We start from the raw sequence: 19,951 nt of genomic DNA on the forward strand, positions 1-19,951 counted from the left end.
AGAGCCGATCTGCAATCTGGAAGTTACCTTGCACCGCCTTGGGCTGACAACCGCACCGACATTGGTGATAGGTCCGTGCTCGCAATTCGGCTTCTAGGCTACGGCTTTGTCTTCCTTATCCGCGCCGCGCATCACGATCTTGAGTGCATCATCCGGCAATGGCCGCTGCAGCGCCTTCGCCTCATCCCACGGCGCGCGCATCCAGACATCGCGCTCCTCGTCGGTCGTCAGGATCACCGGCATGGCTTTTGGGATGGATCGGGTCAACAATGGCATTCGGTGACGTGGTCAGGAAGCCGTAGACCAGATGCGGCCCGGGGATTGGCTTCGACTTGGTGCCTCTGTCGCCCTTGAACTCAGTCCAAATCCCCGCGAACGCGCAGAGCGGGCGATCATCATTCTGCGCAAACCAGACGACATCTTTCTTTTTGGTCTCAGGGTTCGGCTCCGGCGCATATTCCGCAAAGCTGTTGAAGGGCACGAGGCATCGGTTTTCAGGCTTCAACCAGCCACGCCAGTGTGGCGATGAGGTATTGCGGATGTTCGTGACTGGCGGACCGCCCGTGCGCGGCGGGGGCGGCATGCCCCAGCGCATCGTGATCAGCTCGCGCTCATCGCCCGCGTTGCGCACTACCGGGGCCGGATAGTCCGGGAAGACGCCGGGCATCGGCGGCAGGTTGCCGACGTATCGGTTGACCACGCGGAAGAGTGCCCGGATCGCTTCTTGGTTCGTGGTGATCGAATAGAGATTGCACATGCGAGCCGCGCTTCAAAACCCGGACTTGATCCTAGTTTGTCTTCAACTCACTCCGCTTCCGCATGTAATAGCCCTGCCTCTGAACGGTAGACTTAATCTCGTCGCTGACGCTGGCGACCCTCCTCTTTCTCTTTTGCCATCTCCCCGACGTGTCACCGAGAGGTATCGACGATCCCTGCCTCACCACCAGCAGATCACGTTTATGGTTTAGGTACACGTCGAACATGTGCCACCTCCGATCCAAATCCAAAACACTATCGTTTCGGAGCAGAAAGAAGGTTGCGTGAATGCAACAGCCCGAGCGGTATTTTGGTGATCTTCACCGTTCACCCGGCCACCACGTTGACGGCGGATCGCTCGCCGAAATCTTCGTGCGCCGAAGCCCAACTAGGTGGCTGCGCTTGTACGGATAAGTAAACGCTTATTTGGAGCATTGCGCTAATGTCGTCACCGAATGCATTCGTCGATGCAAGCAGGAAGCCGCGCCGCCGCCACAGGCTTGGCTAAATGCGTAAAGCGCTCCTCTTTACCTTGCGGCGGCGCCGGAGCGGTTGGAGCGGAGTCGCAGGCTGCGAGGGGTGAAATGAAGGACCATCTGCCCCGAGCGTGTTGAGCGCGGCAGCGAGCTCGCTAGCCTCATTTTTGGAAAGTTTTACTGCCAGCTTCTCGTCAACGGTCGCTGGTCTGTGGGTTTTGCGATCCCACACCATCCAATTCTGGATTCCCTTACGAACCATGTAACGCATATCAAACGACAATCGTAATCGAGCGGACGCGGTGGCGGATGGGGTAGACGCCCGTCGAATACCAAATCTGCAAAACGATGCCTTCGATGAAGCGAGTTTAACTACCGCCGTCATCGGGCTCATCCACGAGAATAGTGTTGCTTGGGCTGCAAGCGCTTCTTCACCGCGCCCCTGATGAGTTGCTCCCATTAGATCGTCGCCCGCGCGGGTGATTCAGGTGCTCTCTCGATTCAGGGGGCAAAAGAGCCCCTGAAATCGAGACGCGGTGCAAACATTCCGGGGGGAATGTTGCTTCGCCGGTCGGCCAAGCAATGGTCACTACGTCGGCCCCAGTCTCAACAACTAAAGCGGTTGGGCTTCCGGCATTCAGTCGGACACGTTCTCCCAGAGTCGGGGGTATGCGACAGCTCGCGCTTTCCCATCTCCTCTCCAAAAGAAGACCGCTTGCAGTAGTACAGTGAACCTTCGGTTTCCTCATAGAAGTCCGCACCTATGATGCACTCTCTAAATCAACTTGACGGCTGCACAGTGCGTCTTGAATCTGGCGGTCCTCATGCTAGCGCGACATTTGAAGAATTAAATCCCATCATAAAGGCCGTACAATACCGTAGAAATAATGTAATCCGTTACGTTGTTCTCGAAAACGAGGCGAAGGGACCCTTACGGATTTGCAGTACGTTGTCTGAACGCTTCGGCTCGCAGTTCGCAGCCTATGCGTCCATGAGCTTGCGGCGCGTCGGCAGCATTGCGCTGGCATTGGCGACCTTGGCTTGCTTTCGGCCTGGCGTCGTGGAAGCTCACGGCCGGACAACTGTCAGCTTCCGCCAATGAGGGGCACGGTGCGACGTTTCAATTCGTCCTGCCCTTGCAGCAAGAGGAGGCGTTATGACCGAGCGCCAAGTTGCCGCTTTCGCCGACAAGGGAGCGAATAGCTCTCCAATCGAAGTCCAGAAGTGGCACGTGAACGTTTCTCAAAAAAACGATGGCTGCCTCAGGCTTTCCAGTTCGACTTCCGCAGGCGATCGAGACTGAGCAGCCGGGCTGATGGCCTTGACCAGGTGATCGACGCACGTCGACCAATATTTGCAGCATTTGTTGACCCGGATAATTCTTGTCAAATGGATGGATTGTGGCCTGCGACCGCTGTTCAAGCGGCCCGATACCAGCCAAATTACCGGTGCACACCGCTATTTAGACACAATAAGACCTAAAAATCTCCCAAATTGTGCTGGCAGCGGTCTCTTTTTGAACTGATTCGAAATGCGGAGTACCCACTCGGTAGCGGGGAGCTCCTGGATAATGAATAATAAGAATTTCCTGGGATGGCCCACTGTTACGCACAGTAGCGGGGAGCATTCCCATGGTGGAACGGTTCTCTCAATATAGATCAGACGACCCTGATGTCGGTCCGTTTGACGAAAATACAGCCGATTATCGGGGTGCGCCCTACACGTTACGGCGACGAGGCCGAACGGAGTTTTATCCGGAGAATTCCGTCCCATCGTTTCTTTCCGACGATAACGGGGAAGCGGATCCGAGCGAATACATCACTCCCTTGCGGAAGAAGCGAAGAGCCTCCATCCCGTCACGGATCCTGGCGGGTGTTTTGGCGGCTGCAGCCGTGGCAATTCTGTTCGCGGTGTTTTCTACGGATGCCACACGGCACATCGTCGTTACCGCCAAAACTTTAGCTTCCGCCGCATTTCTGGCTCCGCCTGCAGCGACGCAGTCCGATCCGTCGCAACTAACAGCACGTAGCACACAGTCGAAGGATAACGCTCAGCCATCGGCGCCGGCAAGTCAGACGCCTACTAGCGTTCGAACTGTCACTACGGCCGCCGCGGCGCCGACGCGTGAGGAGATCACGATGGCCTACCAGAGCGCGCCGCTGCCGAGCCGCGCTCCCCCAGAGCTCAAGACACTCAGGGATGCGATCCATCGCCTCGATTCCAATGAAATCGCTTCGTTGCTCAGGCGAGGGGATGCTTTGATCGCGAGTGGCGATCTCGCCGCCGCCCGCCTCGTGCTGCGGCGCGCGGCTGACGCCGGAGATGCGCACGCCGCCATGACGCTCGCCGAAACCTACGATCCCGCGATTCTGGAAAAACTGGGCGTCCATGGCTTGGTGCCGGACGTAGCTATGGCACGAGACTGGTACGAGAAGGCTAAAAAATTCGGAGCGGCGGAGGCGACTCAGCGGCTCGAAATCCTCGCAAGCAAGCAACATTGACCTGCGTGCCATATGACGCGTCTCAAAACCACGTTCCCGACGGATTTTCGCCGAGAACAGACCAAGTCCAACGCAGCGTCACAGCAAAGGGCAAAGTTATGGGCGTCTTCAACGCGACTGCTAGAAATCTCTTCGTCTGCCTGTCGTTCTTCTTGTTTCTTGTATCCTTAACTGTCCCCTTGCGTCCTGTTTTGGCTCAAAGCCAAAAGCCGGCGGTCAGCTACGAAGAAAAAAAGCGCCAGGCCAACGATATCGCAGTAACGGTCGTGGTGTCCGGCATCTCATGCACGTGCGCCAGGTTCACCGAGGACATCCGGAACGTTGTGAACGACCTGGGGCCGGACGGGGTGCGCGTCCTGCCGGTTCTTGGCGTCGGCGGACTTCAAAACCTAAACGACGTGCTGTTTCTCAAAAACATGGACATGGCTGTCGTCGACGAGGACAATCTTCGACTCCTGAAGAAGAAGGATCCGGTGCTGTATGCCAATATCGAGCAGCGCGTCCAATACATCACGAAGCTCTACAATTCCGAGTTTCAGGTTCTCGCGCGAAACGACATCAAGTCCTACGACGATCTGAAGGACAAGAAAGTTAATTTTAACCTGAAGGACAGCCAGACCGAAGTAACCGCCGACACCGTTTTCAATACGCTCAATATTCCCGTGCAGCGCTCTTACTACGACAACGATGAAGCAATGAAGCGGCTGATGTCAGGAGAAATCTCGGCAATGATCATCCTCACGGGAGCGCCGCAGGTCACTTTCGCGAAGGTAAAGAAGGAAGACGGCGTGCATTTCCTCCCGCTCGATCAGGAAACCCTGCCAAATCATCAGCTGCACGACCTGTTCGCAAACTATCTTCCCGCCGAGATCACCCATGAACACTATCCGAACTTGATCGCCGAGGGGACCTCTGTCCCGACCATCGCGAACCGGGCGCTGCTCGTCGCCTATGCCTGGCCGGAGAACTCCCCGCGCTACAAGAGGGTTGCTAAATTCGTCGACGCGTTCTTCAGCAAGATCGATCAGTTCAACAACCCATCGAGGCACCCCAAGTGGCGCGAAGTCAACCTTTCGGCCGACATGCCGGGCTGGGTGCGATTTAAGCCCGCGGCCGACTGGCTCGCTACCCACCGGAATCAAGCCGTGTCCGCCAACGCAGACAGCACGCTCAGGCAGTCTTCTCCCGAACTGAAGCTGGCATTCGAGAAATTCATGCAGAACTACGCTTCCTCGTCTGGCGGGAAGACGCTTTCCACCAGCGAACGGGAACTGTTGTTCGCAAAATTCATGAAAATTCTCGTCGAGGCAAAGGCGGACCAATCGGCACGTTAGATTAGTGGGAATGTCACGACGCAAGGTGTCCGCTTCGGCCTGATCTTTGGCTTGGAATGAACGTGTGTTCTGCCAGTTCCCGAGAGCGAGACGCCTTGGGCAGAGACAAAAACGGAGCACCGGGTCGTTAAGCGGGATCCTGCGACCAATCGAAGTGGAGAAACGCAATGATCGACCGGCGCAGTCTCATGAAGCGTTCCGGGGCTGCCATTGCGGCGCTCGGTGCGGGATTGACATCCCCTTCTTTGCGCGCATTTGCGGCCACGGCAGTCCTGCCGTTTGAGAACGGGGAACGACCGCTCGTCAAATATCCGCAAAAGCGTCCAATGATCTGCCTGACGAGCAGGCCGCCACAACTGGAAACGCCATTCTCAGTCTTCAATGAGAATGTCATGACGCCGAACGAAGCCTTTTTTGTTCGCTACCACCTGGCCGACATCCCGCTGAGCATCGACCCGGGCAAGTTCTCGGTCGAGATCAAGGGCAAGGTCGACAAGCCCATGAAATTATCCCTGGCTGATATCAAGAAGCTGCCGGCCATCGATGTAGTGGCGGTCAACCAGTGCTCGGGCAACAGCCGCGGATTCTTCATTCCTCGCGTTGCAGGCGGCCAATTGGGGAATGGCGCCATGGGCAATGCGCGCTGGAAGGGCGTGCCGCTCAAGGCCATTCTCGACAGGGCCGGCGTCCAAGGGGGCGCGCGCCAGGTCGTCTTCAACGGCATGGACGAGCCCGTGACCGATAAGACCCCCGATTTCGCCAAGGCGCTCGATGTCGATCATGCGCGCGACGGCGAGGTCATGCTCGCCTATGCGATGAACGGCACGGATCTTCCTGTTCTCAATGGTTTCCCGCTGCGTCTCGTCGTGCCGGGCTACTACGGCACCTATTGGGTCAAGCACCTCAACGAAATCACGGTCATCGACAATGTCTTCGACGGATTTTGGATGAAGACCGCGTATCGCATCCCTGACAACGACTGCAACTGCGTGGAGCCCGGAACCGCGCCGAAGGCCACCATTCCGATCAACCGCTTCAAGGTGAGGTCGTTCATCACCAATGTCGCGGACGACGCACAGCTGAAGGCCGGCGCCCAGACCACGCTCAGGGGCATCGCGTTCGATGGCGGCAAAGGCATCAAGGGCGTTGCAATCTCTACCGACGGCGGAAAAACCTGGGCGCAGGCCAACCTTGGCAAGGATCTGGGGAAATACTCCTTTCGCGAATGGCAGATGCCGGTCAGGCTGGCGGCGGGTACGTACGAGTTGAGGGTGCGCGCGACCAGCAACGGCGGCGAGGTGCAGCCGATGGAGCCGCTCTGGAACGGAGCGGGCTATCTGCGCAACGTGGTTGAAACCGTCCGCGTCACGGCGGCTTAAGGATCCATCATGAAGCAATCAGCACTTGTCGCGCTGACGGGCCTCGCTGGACTGATGGTCAGCGTATGCGGTTCAGGTTCGGTCGAAGTGAGCGCCCGGCCGATTTCGTACAAGCTTCCGAACGAGACGGCGGCATTCAAGCCCGGCCCCAATCTAGAGATCGTGCAGAACAACTGCACGGCGTGTCATTCCGCCGACTATGTCCAGACGCAGCCTCGGGGGCCGAAATTCAAGCAAGATTTCTGGCAGGCCGAGGTGAACAAGATGATCAAGGTCTACGGCGCGCCAATCGATGAGGCGGACGTCGGCAAGATTGTGGACTATCTGGCACAGACATATTGATGGCCGGGAGAGAGGCGGGAAGATCTACGTCGCACGCGCCAGAGGCTCCTAAAGGGAGAGAGACCCGGTAACTTGCCCATTCAACAAGCTACTGCCTTTGAGATCATCATCAATCTGAAGGCCGCAAAGGAGTTCGGTCTTAGAATACCACCCGCTGTGCTTGTTCGTACCGACGAGGTGATTGGATAATCCGCAGGTGCTGCGGTGCATGAGTCCGTTGTTGGCACAACTCGGACATGCCGCCGTGGTCGCTCTATGTCCGTTGTTGGGGGCAGAGCGGAAAACATATGCGAAGCGCCGGGAGACCGGCAAGGAGTAGAGAGTGCAAGTCCATCACGATGAAGGAGTAGCGAACCGCATCGACCCCGAGTCATGCGCAGATGCCCGCGAGGGCATCGGCGAAGCGTTGACAGGGGAGTGCACAGGCCAGCCATTGAGCCGCGAAAGTTCCCTCATCCTGGGTGCCGACGTCGTTCCGGTGACGGAAGGCAACACGGATGGGCGCGATAACGCGAGCGCCCAGACGGCCCGGCGTGGTCTTAGACACTGGCATGTGCGGAGGCTCCTTGCTCGGGAACCGGGAGATCTCATGGTCGGCCAGCGCCAGCATGCGTGCTGCTCTGGTCCGTGTCGGGAAGGCGAGGAGCCGTAGCCGATGATGTACGATCATGAGAAGTCTGACCCCGCCATAGTAGCTGTGAAGCCGACGAACAAGCGCTATTTCCTTGCCACGATGGACGAGAACTTGATCAAGGAAATGAAGCAGGCCGGCATCGCCATAGATAAGTCGGCGTCGGAATGTCTGGAAATCGCGGCCAAGGAGCGGTTGGCGCGGCGGGAGATGAAATAGCGGTAGAGCTACCGCAGGGTTTTGAAGAAATCCGCAATCTGCTCGGCCGCACGCTGGGGCCTCCTGGACGAGCACTCCCAAATGACCAGGACGCGGTAGCCTAGGTGTTCGAGTCGTTGCATGTGCGCGAGGTCTCTGGCTTTCGTCCGCTCAAGCTTCGGCAGCCAGTAGCTCCGGTTCGATTTTGGATCCGATGCCAGTGAGCAATCTTCGTGCGAATGCCAGAAGCATCCGTGAACGAAGATCGCGAATCTTCTCCGCTTGTTGGCGAAGTCTGGTTTTCCCGGAAGATTGCGCACGTTCATCCGGTACCTAATGCCGGCTTTGGAGAGTAGTTCTCTAACTACCCGCTCAGGCGCTGTACCAGTCGAGCGGATGCGCGACATGACTTCGCCTCGGCTTAAGGGCACCCTCTTGCGGCGAGGGAGCAGTTTGCGGAGCTTGGGCACTTCGAAACCTTTCACCAAGTACAGTTATTGGCATCCCGGTGTCATATCAGAACGAATGACGATCTGCGGAATTTGGCTCGTCGGCATCAGGACCGTAGCAAAGTCGGCTGCAAGACGCCCGTCGCGCCGCATCTCCGCTCCGACGATTCTGCATTCGGCCCCGATTAGATGTGACGACAAATCGCCGTGTATCGAGCGGCGGGTCACCAGGTTCGCCGCAGTCATCCCAGGCTGGGTCGAAGCCACGTTTGCCAGGGCTACGGTCTGCAAATCTCCGTCGTTCCCCTGATGAAGGGATTCGAGGGAGCCGGCGGCTGCGACGGCTCTCGGAGGCAGGCCGCCTGCGCTGCCTCGAGCAAGCCAGGTCCAGAAGGCCGGGCAAATAAGCTGAAAGCGGCAGGTGCTGCAAGACGATTCCGATGGACTTGCGAAGTCAGAGGCCTGCGTCACGGACGACAGCGCGCGATTCCAGATGTCGAGATCTTCGACCGCACGATCGGCTTCGGCGTCGCATTCCGACGGCGCAAGGCCGAATTCGGCGGTCTCGCCAGACGCGCCGGAGATGATGCCTTTCTTCGGCCAAAAGCCGAGGCTTTCGGCGATTATCGCGGCGTAGATCTGGATCTGCCGCCGATTTCGTTTGAAAAATTCCGCGCCGACGGGCGTCGTCTGGTCCGGAAGATTCGATTTGATGTCGGTTACCGAAGACCCGTCGAACCGGTCCGGACGACCGATCAGACGGCCGCCCCTCGCGACCAGTCTTCTTTCCGTACCCGATCGCATTGGCGACCGTTGGCCGACGCTGCCGGGCGGCCTCCTTGCTGCATTGAGTTCTGCTCCAGAGCTCAAGGCACGCTGCCTGATGAGAAAATAAGACGGCCAGCGACTCGGATCGGAGAACCTTTGGTCGAACTGGTGAGATCCGATCCGCTGAACGAACTGCGCGATTTCGGCGTCCCACGCAGCTTCGAGATCGGGGATGTGTTCGTGCCTGGCTCTTTCGAGGAGAGCGTGCAGCGCCGTTCCGAGCCACAGGCGCGGGTCGTGCAACACCCATGATGCGGCCTCGCGGCAGGAGGCCAGGCCGGCTCGCAGCCGGCACAGCTTCATTTCTTCTGCCAGTGTAGGGCTTGTGCTCGCAATAGGTCCGATGACCAAGGGCGCCGCCATGGCTAAAGCGGACGCCGCAGGGCCTCGAACACCGAAACGAACGATTGATCGGGGTCGATGCGGAGCCGGTGGACCCGCTCGGCTTCGTCGCATGCACGCGCCATATCTGGCCCCAGATTATTCCGATCCGTCAGCCAAAGGGGATGGGTGACCATCTTAACGTCGGTGCCGTTCGTCACCGCCGGCAGGCCTGCGATAGTGATCTGCCTGTACCCTGGGCGCGCGTTGAGCAGAGTAACCGCAGCGATGTTCGCAACGCGCGCCCATCTGGGCGATGCCAGCGAAATCGGAGCCGCCGCATCCAGCGCCAGCGATGCGAGGTCGACCGCCAGTCTCCAGTCCAGGAGGCTGTGGTATTGGAGGTTGCTGTAGCTGCGCAGGCAGTCGGGACATGACGTGTCGCAGGAGTCGGCGTGAAGGTTGCCGACCAGCGTCTCAAAGAAGCCGTTGTGGCCGGGCTCGGAGATCAGCCTGAGCAGGTGCTCCGCGACTGCAGGCTGGCCGAGGTGTGTGGCGTACCCCGCACCGTTTTCCAGCGTGTCCGAGAGGAATATCTGGCCGGTCACGCCGGCGGCGGGATCCTCGATGCTGCGTATGCCGGACTTCAATTCATAATCGTGGATGTCCAGCAGAACGGCCGCCGCCCGTCTGAGCATGAAGGCAAGCGAGTAGAGGGCCGCGCGTCCCTGGGGGGTGCGGGGATCGGCTCCTCGGCCCGGACCGAAATCTCTGATGCCCAGCAGCATCATGTCCGTTTCGCTGATCGCCGCGAGTGCGCAAGCTATGGGGTTCTCGAGAGCAGCCAGCCGCAGGGGAGGGGCGCGTCTTCCCTCGGACGCGGCGAACTTCGCATCTGCCGTCTGGGCGGCGGCAATGTCGATCTTTGCCTGCGAATTGGGCCACACTCGCGCGAGATGATAGAGATTTCCTCCGTTGTCGTTGATGACGTAGAGGCTGCCTACACCGGCGCCGACTTGAAGGTTCAGGTGCGGATTGATCGCGAACGGCGGGCGCCCGACTTTCGGGCGCGCGGCTCTCGGCACGAAATCAAACGAACCGTCGTAGTCTCTGGCCCACCTGCTTGAACTGTAAAATCCCTTCGGCTGGCGAAGGTCGAGGGCCCGGTATTCGCGCTCCCCGTTGCCGGCCGCGGCCGCGCACGTAGGACATGCCGGGCCGCCGGGATTGACCGTCTCCACATGCTGGCAGTTGCCGCAGACGGCGACCGGGATGGACGGCCCCAGTGGATCGGCCTCTTCGACGGCGCGCTGTCCCTGCCTGTAGTAGTGGGTCACACCGATCGCCGTGTGGATAGCGCGTTCCTTCACCGTTTCAGCGCCCGGCGCGAACATGCTCACCGCGAGTTCGAGGTCGCGGTCGATCACATCGCGCGGGGGCCACGCGCGGGGATTTCCGTGATACAGATTCCGCGCCCGGGTCGGGAACCCGAACATGGGAAGAATGCCACGGTTCGCGAGCCTTTCGCTCAACCCATCCTGGATGAGCATTTGATCCTGGCTCGCGAGCGTGACCCGCTGAACGAGGTCGTTGCGGACGAAATTCAGCGCTTCCGCGCGCGACGCCGGATCCGCCGCCAATACGGTGCCGGTCAGAAGCAGGTCGCACGCGTGTTCTACTTCTGCCGGATGCCGGGCGATCCATTCCTGAACGATCTCCGCCACGGTGTTTCCCGCGTAGCCGGCGGGCGTAGCGTCCGGAGGCTGGGTCCATCCGTCTGCCCGTCCGAACTCTCCGTGGACACTGTCGCCATCGGAGCAGGCAAAAAGCTGCAGTTCCGAGAAGGCCGCGCGCAGCACCTCCTTGCTGAGGACCCTGCGAAGTATCTGCAAGCGGTTCGTGTCGACATAGGGTGGCGGAGGCGGATCCGACGTGATGCGGTCGGGACGCTGGAAATAGTAGTCGTCATGGCTGCGCCCCCGGCAGAGCGTCAGCGCGATCGAAACTGCCGCTCCGCGTCTTCCAGCGCGCCCGACGCGCTGCTGATAGTTGAAGCGCATTGGAGGCATGTTGGCCATCATGGCCGCGAGCAGCGAACCGATATCGACGCCGGCTTCCATGGTCGTCGTGACGCTGAGAAGATCCAGATTCTCGGTAAGCCCGTGCTCGTTGCCCACATTGACGTTCTGGAACAGCCGCTGCCGGTCTCGGGCGACGATCTTGTCCGTCTGTCCCGTCATCTCGGCGCAGTTCAGCCGGAAGACGGGACCTGCCCGAGTAGCGAGCCAGCTGTAATAGTCCAGCCGGTCGAGCGCGTTGTCGTCGGCAATGCGGCGCGGCTGGTCGAGACGCGACTCGCAGTTGGAGCAGATTCCTCCGCTTCGGTGCAGATGGATCCGGGAGCAGCGGTCGCACTGAAAATACGTCTCTCCGGCGCCTCTAGCGAATAACCGATCGTATTCGAGAATGCCCTGGTTCAGGACACCGGAGCGCGTGAGCAGACCGGTGACGTCCTGTTCGAAGGATGCAGGGTCCCGCGCAGCCAGATTGGCGACAGCCGCGAGGTAGTCCCGGGCGTATTTCGGGAGCCGGGGGTCGTCGTCGGTAGCCCGGTGAGTCGTGATCCTCCGTCTCTTTCCCAGCATCCGTATGCAGCTTTCGGCCGCCTCTTCGAGAACCTGGTCGGCGGCCGGCCGGAACTGCGGATTGAACGTCACCACGCCGAGTTTCAGCGACTCGAAATCTCGCCGTCCTCCGGAGAAGATCGATTCCGCGATCGCCTCGCGTTCGGCATTCTCGATCTTGTTTTGATGGGCGCGCTCGTCCGGAGACAGGTTGTTCCGAAAACCCGGCGGGTTCAGCTGCCAGTCGAGGAGTCTGGGCCACTCGCCTTGATTGGTCTGGGGATTCGTCCAAGTCACGCTCCGGTCGACGCCGCCGGGATTCATCCCGGTCGCGAGCAGTCTGCGCTGCGCCTGCGCCTGGAGGCTCTGGATCGGCAGTACGCCGCTGCGGGCCTGAGCAAGGATCTGATCGGCGAACTGCTGCTGGGTCATTCCGCCGACGGCCGACGGCATCGCTCCTTGACCCATCGCGACGGCCATGATGGCGAACGCCGCGTCGGGCCGGGCGGATCCGAACCGGTCGGCGAGCGCCGCTTCTTCGGCCGTCAGGTTCTCCCTTCTTGTCCGGCGTTCAAATGCCAGGATGGCGCGTGCCTCCTCCGTCACGCCTTCGACCAGAACTTGGCGCATGGCATCGAGCCAGTGAGACTTCGCGACGCCGACTGCTAGTTTCGCCGCGTCCTGGCGGCTGTCGGAGAACAGGACCAGCTTGCGCCTGGAGTCTTCGGCCGCCTGCGTCGCACCTTGAGGAATGGGCGCTATCTCCCGCAGGAGTGCGTCCGTCAGCACCTGAGCCGTCTTTTGAAAACCGGTGCGCTGAGTGCGTATCGGCGCCACGCTCGCCAGCTTGCTCCAGTTGGCTTCGCACCTCGGGCAGACCGACGGCCGGTCGTTTTCCGCGGACTGCGCGGCCAAAGCTGCTGCAGGGACGGGCACCTGATGGAGTTGCGGAACGTAGTATAGCCAGCCGGTCGCCGAAGCAGCAGTCCGCGCAAGCTGGATTTCTCCCGTTCGGTGGTCATAGACGGCACGACGCCATTGGCGCCGCACGCCCTCCTGGGTCCAGGTGTCGTTTTGCGGCGCTTGCAGTGCTGCGGCCGTTCGTGCGGGCCAGTAGACCGCGTAGTTTGAGTAGTGTCGGTCGCTGGCCGAATGGTCTGGCGCCTTCTCGATATTGGGATCGTCAGGGACGAGCGACCAGACCCCGGGTCTCAGTTCGCGCCGGTGCCCGCCGAGGAAGACGTCTCCGCACGGCTCGCAGTAGAGCATCTCCAGAACGCGCGATCCGCAAGGGCAAGTCGTCGCCGGCCTGTCGAAAAGCCGCCCCACTAGGATGTCGGGCTCGGTTCGCATCACTTCGGTGCAACGAGGATTGGTGCACGACCAGATGCCTTGCACGTTCCTGAAGAAGACGTGCGTCCGCAGCGGGAGGAGGGGGGCGTCGCTGGAATTCCTGCTGCGCGCGAGGGACGCGATCAGCCCCATTCCTGCGGAAGCGGCTTCATCCGCCCCGCTGTCTGGAAACAAAGCGGAGCCGATCGCGGCCGGCGTCAGCGGACGCACGGCTGGATTTTCATCGGTGCCGCTGTTGCACGCCGCCCTGACCGCTTCGGCTGCACCGATCGTACCGAGCGCATCGCCCAGGCGCCGCTCGATCGGCAGTTCGGTGCTCGGAGGGGCGGCGCCGGCATCGGCGCTCAAGGCATCGACGGCCGCGTGGATCGCGTCCTGGTCGTTCACCTCGATCGCTTGGCCCAGCCGAGAGAACGAGTCGGCCAGGCCGCGTACGCGGTCCCGTGATCCGGTCGGGAGCGGCACGGAGCCGCCGCGGATGAGTTCGAAAGGGGTAGACCTGCCGAAGAACTGGCGCAGATAGTCTTGCGCGCGTGCTTCGTCCGACCCCAGCGACGCGCTTGATGCGAGAATGCGAAGTTGCGGATGGTCCGGATGGAGTCCGATCCGGTCCAGGAGGACCCGAAGTATGTAGGAGACTTCGGTGCCCGGAGTGCCCCGGTAGGCATGCAGTTCGTCGACTACAAGATGGAAGACGTTGGTGGGGTCGTTGTCGAGCCAGGCGCGCGTCGCGTCGAATATCCGCGTCTCGACATCGCGCATGAGCATGATGTTCAGCATGCTGTAATTGGTCACCAGGATGTCGGGGGGCGCGTCCTGCATGTCCCACCGGCTCCACATCTCGCCGCCGTCCAGCCGAGGGAAGAAGCGCTCGGCGTCCGTCCCGGCGACCGCGTTCGCGGTGTCCGTGAGCCGCTTCAATTCGTTGCGGAGAGTCGTTTCGGCTTCGGTGCTTGTGGGACGCCCTGAGACGGGTGTCGATCCGATGTAGCGGCCGAACCAGAAGCGGTTGCCCGGCCGGTTTGCCGACAGCCATCCTCGGATGGCATCGCTATCCAGAGACTGGCGAAGCCGCGTCATCTGGTCTTCGGCCAGTGCGTTCAGCGGATACATGACGAGTGCACGAAGGCCGGGAAGGCGCGATCCTTGTTCGTGGTCGCGCTGGCCGAGACGCGAATGATGCAGCCGCCGGCCGGATCCAGGTGCGGGGCTCATGTTCCACCAGTCGTTCTGCGGAGCGGTGGGAATGGCGGGCCATCGAGCCGACTCCCGGATAAGAGAGGCTAAAACGGGCAAGTAGATCGATTCCGTCTTTCCTGAACCGGTGCCCGTGAGAATCACGGCGTCACGGCTCTCGGCGGCCGAGATCCGCAGCATGTCCACTTGGTGGCGGTAGAGTTCAATCTGCGAGTCGGTCCTCGACAGGAACAGGCCGTTCGTAGCGAATTGCCCCAGATCGGCAATCGCCTGCGCGGACCATCCGGCGGCACCGGTCAGCGCTGATTGAGCGGCTTGGACGACGTTCTGGCGGCTTCCCGCGTAAGGCGGCTGCGGTTCGATAAGAGGATCGCGATAAAGGACGCCATCGCGATCGAGAAGGTCGCGGCGCTCGTTCACCAGTTCGTCGAACCGAAGGTCGAACGGACTGTCGAAGTATCGCAGGTACGCATCCTTGAGTCCGCGAAAGAGGGCTGCCGTGTCGGTCATGCAAGCCTCAATCCCGTTATCGACACGGCCAGATGAGCGATGCGGTGCGATATCCCTCGGAACGCAAGATCCCGCTTCTCACGTCCGAACTCGGGCAGCATGCCGGAGCAAAGCGCGAGCGACCGGGAAATGAGCGTCGGGGGTCTTAGCGCAGCCGGTATTCGCAAAGACCGGGATTTGAGATCCAGCTGGAGCTTTCTGGCGCCCGCAGCCACGGCCAAACGTCCGGCGGCCGAGTCGATCTCAGACTGGGCGTCCTTGCCGTCCTTCATGAGAACGATGGAATTCCAGTCTCGCTTTATGTGGAAGAGTCCGCGAACGGCGTTCCGAGCTTCTTCGATGGAGGATGCCGTCCAGCGCAGATTGGATTTCGAGAACCTGCGCACTTCTTCCACTTTTCCCGCTACCATCTGGCAAGGAGTCCGCGGCCATGTGGCAATCGTCGGAAGGCTCGCGAGCAGAGTGAAGGCAGCGTCTCGCTGCCAGTTCAGCGCGGCCGCAGTCGCGATCGCACAGAGATCGGAGGTCGTTGCGGCTGTCACCAGCAGGCAGTGCGGCCGCTCGCCTTGGGCGATGGATTGCATCTCGGCGCCCTGATCCGCGCAAGCCTTGGCGAGCCGGCTCACCAAGCCGCGAGTTCTCGCGCCGCACAGCACTGCGGTCGCGCTTTGCTCGGACTCTTCTCCGAGCGCGGCCAGCACCGGCGGCGCGACGCGCCAGCGATTGTCCGCTTCCAATTCGACGTGCCCGAGCACGGCCAGATCCTCGATGATCCGGTATGGACCGCCTCCCGCGACGAGATCTGAGGGCAGATCGTTCGTCCGGCCGTTTTCTCGGTATGAAATCCACTCCAGCAGGCGGTCGGTCATCGGAGGCGCTTCCATCGCCTGGCTTCCCGGGTGGCGGTCCGCCATGCCGCTTTCGCGGCCGGCGTCTCGGGCCTTATCGGAACGCGGCGCGCCGCCATGTCTCTGATCTTGGATGCCCATCGGCTATCGAGCTTTCGGGGCTGCTGGTCCGCTGCTGCAGCCGGAAAGTCGAGCACCAGGATTTTGCTGTCGTCCTTTCGTCCTCCGGATGATAGGACGGCGAACAGCGGCTCGAAGGCAAGTGCGGCGAGCGCCGCCGGAGCGTCCTGCCTGATGGTCAGCATCTTGATTTCGTGCCGGGCGCCGAGAGCCGTCACGCTCGAAGCCGGTTCGATCGCGAGCACCGTTCGGCCATCGGGAGAAAAGACCATCGCGCCGCAAACCGCCGCGGTCCCCGCAAGCGCCGGAGCCAGCGAAGCATGCGCCGTCCACGGCTCCCAACCTTCGCGAAGAGCGGGATCGGGCATGATGTGGTAGGTCGACGACCTTCCCGGAACGATGTCGACGAGGTGCTGTCCGGGCGCATCCCAGCCGGGTGCGCTCCAGCTGCCATCCTCATCCCTCTCCGCTGGTGTCTCGTCGATGAACACTTGGCAGTTCGACGGCATTCCCTCGATGCGGATAAGCGGCGGTTCGCCTTGCGCGTAAGCCGCGGACCGAATTTCGAAGCCACCGTGGAGAGTGATGACCGTCTCCGCGCCGGGATCCAGCGGCTTCAGCCACTCCAGCGGTGAATGAAGAGCTCGAACCGGCGCATAGCCGTCCAGCACGGTCCATCCGGAAGGTAAGCCTTCGAAATCTGCCAGCCGCCGAAGCGCAGGGGAGCCCGCTTCCGTCGCAGCGGCCTCGATCGCGGCGGCGTGCCGTTCGCGGCAAACGATTGTGCTTCGACTGCCCAGCGGCGCGGCGGAAGTTGAAACGTGGTCGGGCTCGCCGGGCGCCGCAGTAAAAAGATGGAACGGTCTCGCGCTCCGGATCCACTCGAGTTTCTGCGTTTCGTCCTTTAGACGAATTTCGGCGTCCAGAAGACCAGTGGTCCACTCCAGGTCGAAGTCATCGTACCGTGATTCATCGAACGTCTGCACGGCGGCTTCCCCGATATCGATCTCGTCGGGAAAGCCTTCGGGCTTGAGTAGCACGGCGGCTAGAGAAATGCGCTTCCGTATCGTATCGATCATCAGGCGCAGCTTGGCATCGGCCTGGCGCAATCTGGATGATGTTCTTCTTTCGCGGCGGGGTTCAGCTTCGTCCCGCTGAGCGATCGACCTTCGCGCTCCACGTCTGTCCCGAAAAACGGCTTGGAGCCGTGATGTGGCCGGCACGGCGCTTTCCTGCTCGAACGTTTCTGCACCGATGTCCGAACGGCTTTCGTCGGACGGTTGATCGCCGACGGCAGGCTCGGACCGCTGAAGAGCGCTCTCCGACGGTCCGTCGACGGGCTCGGACTTTTCGGATGCGCTGCGGTCGGTATGCTCGGGGGCGGCTAAGCGCGCATCTTCCGGCGGCACCTGGAGCGCATCGTCGTTCGGCGCCGGCAGATCGTCAGGCTGTTCCGTGCCGGCGGCCTCGGGCTCGCTGGAAAGTCCAGCCGGAGGTGAAATGTCTTCGTCCGGCACGCGGGTTTCATCGGCGGCCGTTTCCGGCGCGGTCTCTGACTCCGGAATGCCGGCAGCAAGAGTTTCGGCAGCGAGAGTCATATCGCTGCCAGGGTGCGGAGATCCTCCGTCCCCGATGTTGCCGGGCTCCATTTCGGAATGCACATCGCCACCCGGGCTGGGTCCTCCACCTTGCGGAGGCGGAGCCCGCAGATCGAATTCTTCGGCGATTTTCCTGAACGGACTGGGCGTAGAAGGCAGCGAGTGAGCCGTGAGTAGGCTGTCCAAATCCGGCGGACTGCGTTCGGCGCCGTTCCACGCCACGATCGGTTGCCAGCCTAGCGCCTCGAGGCGCCGCGAGATGTCGGTCACCGTTTCGTCCCACGGCGAAATTGCAGCTGTTTCGTTGACGAGAGTTGCGACCTTGCCGTCCTTCTCGAGTACCGTGCCTTCGGTTGTCGCGCGCTGAATCTTCCAGCCCAAGGACAGGGCTGTCCGCGCGTCCGCCGCTGCGGGCAAGCCGGGCTGGGCAGGGGGCAGCCGCTCATCTTTCCTGCAGAGGATGACGATGCCGTGTGCGGCCTTCTGCGCCACGTCGGCGAGGCCACCCTCATGGAGTTCGTCCATAGTAGCGACGATGACATCTGCGGCCTGCGTGCCGGAGGCCAGTGACGCGCTGCAGCCGTGCTGGATCAGTTCGGCGACGAGGAGTCCGGCTGCGGCCGACAGCTGCTCGAGGCTCATCGCTGGATCCTCGCGGACCAGGAGGCCGAAGCTGCCCGGCGCCCCGAGCCAGCGGCTCTGCTGGCCGGATGCCGCCGCGGCGACGTCGGCATCCGCTTGGCGGTGGGGAATTTCCAGCAGGATTGCATCGTCGTGCTCGGCAGCGCCGAGGCGGTGCACCGTCGGTCCGGAGGAGGCGATTTGCCTAAGATCGTCCGCGGAAAAGTCGGATGCGTCGTCGATCACTACGGAGTCGAACCGACTGTTCGCGACCGCATCCAATACCTCCTGTACGGTTGTCGCTCGCCTCACGCACGGTGGCCATTCCGTTTGCGCCTGATATTCCGAGATCGTCGAGAGCTCGAGCAGCAGATCCAGTATCTGAGGGCTGTACGATGGCGCGGCCGGCGAGGCGCCGACGTCTGCGGCTTCCTTTGAATACTCCGCGATCTGCTGGGCCAAGCCTTCTGTAGCTTTCAGCAGGTCACCGAAGCCGGTGCTCGCGAACAGGTCCCGAAGCTGCCTGAGTTCGCTGGCCGCCTTCGACCGGGGGTCGGCTGCGCTCGCGCGGCCTAGGATCTCCGGTGCATCTTCGATCGGAGCGCTGAAAAAGCGCTCGAAAAGCGGTTTGGGCAGCGAGGCGCGCAATGAGCCAAGATGCCCCTGCAGGTGCCTGGCGGCGTACCTCGCTTCCCGCAGTTTCTGGACGAGCGTTCCTACGTCCCGCTGAAGCGATGCGGGACGCTCCGCTGCAGGGAGCGCGAAGCTGCTTAGTGGCCTGCTTCCGTACTGCGCTAACAGCGGCTCGAGAGCGGCGCTGTCGTGCCGGTAGTCTTGCAGAGCGGCATCGAACGTTCTGACGGCGGCGACGGTGCCCTGGTCGGGCCTCATGCGCATGAAGTATTCGATGGCCTTGGCCGCCTCGTTTCCGTTGCCGGCGGCGAGCGCTGCCTTGAATGTCCCGTGCTTCCTGATCAGAGCGATTGCGCTGCCGATGGTACGCACCATGAAAGACGCGTGCCTGTGATATTCCGAAAGAGTGCGGTCGGAAGACCGGGGGCGAAGCAGACTCTCGACGGCTTTCGAGACCAAGCTTTCCTCGCTCGCCTCCTGCTGCTCCGACACGATCTTGGAAACGCCCGCCTCGTACTCCTGGTCGGTCGCGAGAATGAAGCCCAGCGCCTCGTCGTTCGGCGGCACCTCCACGGGGCGGCCAGCAACGAGTTCGTCGACGTCTTTGAAAGTACGGCCGGCTCTGGCGTTCCCGGTCCAGAGCACGTCGGCGATCCTCGACGCATCTTGCTCCGCAAGCGAAAGGGACTCGGTCACGCCCGGAGCGAGAGCACGCTCGGCCACGACGCTGCCTTCGATTTCTGCCGGCGAGATGTCGTGCGTTTTCGCGAGCTCGCGCGCTTTCTCGAGAATGCGAACCGCGGCACGAGCAGCGGCAGGATTTGACTTCGCACGCGCTTCGACGACGCTCGCCGGCCGGGCGGCCGGCGGCGGGAGTGCGGGGCTCGATGCCGGATGGTCGATTTGAGCGCGGTCCGACAGAACCTTGTGGATGTCGCGAATGAGGCTGTAGCCGAGCGGCCGGTCGAGTATTTGGCTCGATCCGACTAGGAGGCAGGTCCTGCCGGCTCGCGCAGCCTGGGAAGCGATCGCGTTTGCGAGCACGGACTTGCCGGTTCCACCGCCGCCCGCGACGTCGACCGGGCCGGCAGCGGACTTGCGGAGCGCAAGCGCCTGTGCGGGATCGAGGATGATCATCGCAGACTAGCCACCCTGAACGCTTATCGATGGATTCATATTTGCCCCCTCCCGTGCGTTTTCTTGGCCGGGTTGTAACCCACTGTACACGCGCG

Annotated in this window: 12 protein-coding genes and 1 pseudogene; 6 read left to right on the plus strand and 7 right to left on the minus strand. The window is 61.6% G+C overall.

The genetic code is table 11. The features are described from left to right. Positions 1-93 precede the first annotated feature (93 nt). Positions 94-757: pseudogene (locus NL528_RS22820) on the minus strand (SOS response-associated peptidase). A 31-nt stretch (positions 758-788) separates the two neighbouring features. Then, positions 789-983 (minus strand): hypothetical protein, encoded by a 195-nt coding sequence (locus tag NL528_RS22825; protein WP_249135213.1) that lies wholly within the window; start codon positions 981-983, stop codon positions 789-791. 1,880 nt (positions 984-2,863) lie between these two features. Here NL528_RS22825 and NL528_RS22830 point away from each other — a divergent pair. From NL528_RS22830 to NL528_RS22850, 6 genes are all read left to right on the plus strand, one after another. Then, a complete protein-coding gene (locus NL528_RS22830; protein ID WP_309176708.1) occupies positions 2,864-3,733 on the plus strand; it encodes a hypothetical protein in 870 nt (289 codons plus the stop codon). A 98-nt stretch (positions 3,734-3,831) separates the two neighbouring features. Further along, a complete protein-coding gene (locus tag NL528_RS22835) occupies positions 3,832-5,067 on the plus strand; it encodes a TAXI family TRAP transporter solute-binding subunit (protein ID WP_309176709.1) in 1,236 nt (411 codons plus the stop codon). 167 nt (positions 5,068-5,234) lie between these two features. Then, on the plus strand, positions 5,235-6,446 hold the full coding sequence (locus tag NL528_RS22840; protein ID WP_309176710.1) for a molybdopterin-dependent oxidoreductase: 1,212 nt from the start codon (positions 5,235-5,237) through the stop codon (positions 6,444-6,446). Positions 6,447-6,500: 54 nt separating this feature from the next. Further along, positions 6,501-6,788 carry a c-type cytochrome gene (locus tag NL528_RS22845; RefSeq protein ID WP_375144069.1) on the plus strand — a complete coding sequence of 96 codons (288 nt, stop codon included), beginning with the start codon at positions 6,501-6,503 and terminating at the stop codon, positions 6,786-6,788. Between the two features lie 72 nt (positions 6,789-6,860). After that, positions 6,861-6,977 carry a hypothetical protein gene (locus NL528_RS47165; protein ID WP_375143884.1) on the plus strand — a complete coding sequence of 39 codons (117 nt, stop codon included), beginning with the start codon at positions 6,861-6,863 and terminating at the stop codon, positions 6,975-6,977. 466 nt (positions 6,978-7,443) lie between these two features. Continuing rightward, positions 7,444-7,638, plus strand: coding sequence for a hypothetical protein (locus tag NL528_RS22850; RefSeq protein ID WP_309176712.1), 195 nt, complete (start codon positions 7,444-7,446; stop codon positions 7,636-7,638). Positions 7,639-7,646: 8 nt separating this feature from the next. On the opposite strand, the gene NL528_RS22855 is transcribed toward NL528_RS22850, so the two are convergent. The 5 genes from NL528_RS22855 to NL528_RS22875 all read right to left on the minus strand — a co-directional run bounded on the left by NL528_RS22855 (position 7,647) and on the right by NL528_RS22875 (position 19,856). Beyond that, positions 7,647-8,024 (minus strand): very short patch repair endonuclease, encoded by a 378-nt coding sequence (locus NL528_RS22855; RefSeq protein ID WP_309176714.1) that lies wholly within the window; start codon positions 8,022-8,024, stop codon positions 7,647-7,649. An 87-nt stretch (positions 8,025-8,111) separates the two neighbouring features. After that, a complete protein-coding gene (locus NL528_RS22860; RefSeq protein WP_309176715.1) occupies positions 8,112-9,197 on the minus strand; it encodes a PD-(D/E)XK nuclease family protein in 1,086 nt (361 codons plus the stop codon). Between the two features lie 62 nt (positions 9,198-9,259). After that, positions 9,260-14,899, minus strand: a complete 5,640-nt coding sequence (locus tag NL528_RS22865) for a DEAD/DEAH box helicase (RefSeq protein ID WP_309176716.1) — start codon at positions 14,897-14,899, stop codon at positions 9,260-9,262. Then, positions 14,896-15,768, minus strand: a complete 873-nt coding sequence (locus NL528_RS22870) for a hypothetical protein (RefSeq protein ID WP_309176717.1) — start codon at positions 15,766-15,768, stop codon at positions 14,896-14,898. The genes NL528_RS22865 and NL528_RS22870 overlap by 4 nt, the downstream gene beginning before the upstream one ends. Further along, complete coding sequence (locus tag NL528_RS22875; protein WP_309176718.1) at positions 15,765-19,856, minus strand: hypothetical protein; 4,092 nt, start codon at positions 19,854-19,856, stop codon at positions 15,765-15,767. The genes NL528_RS22870 and NL528_RS22875 overlap by 4 nt, the downstream gene beginning before the upstream one ends. Between the last annotated feature and the right edge of the window lie 95 nt (positions 19,857-19,951).

The organism is Bradyrhizobium sp. Ash2021, assembly GCF_031202265.1.
Classification (GTDB): domain Bacteria; phylum Pseudomonadota; class Alphaproteobacteria; order Rhizobiales; family Xanthobacteraceae; genus Bradyrhizobium.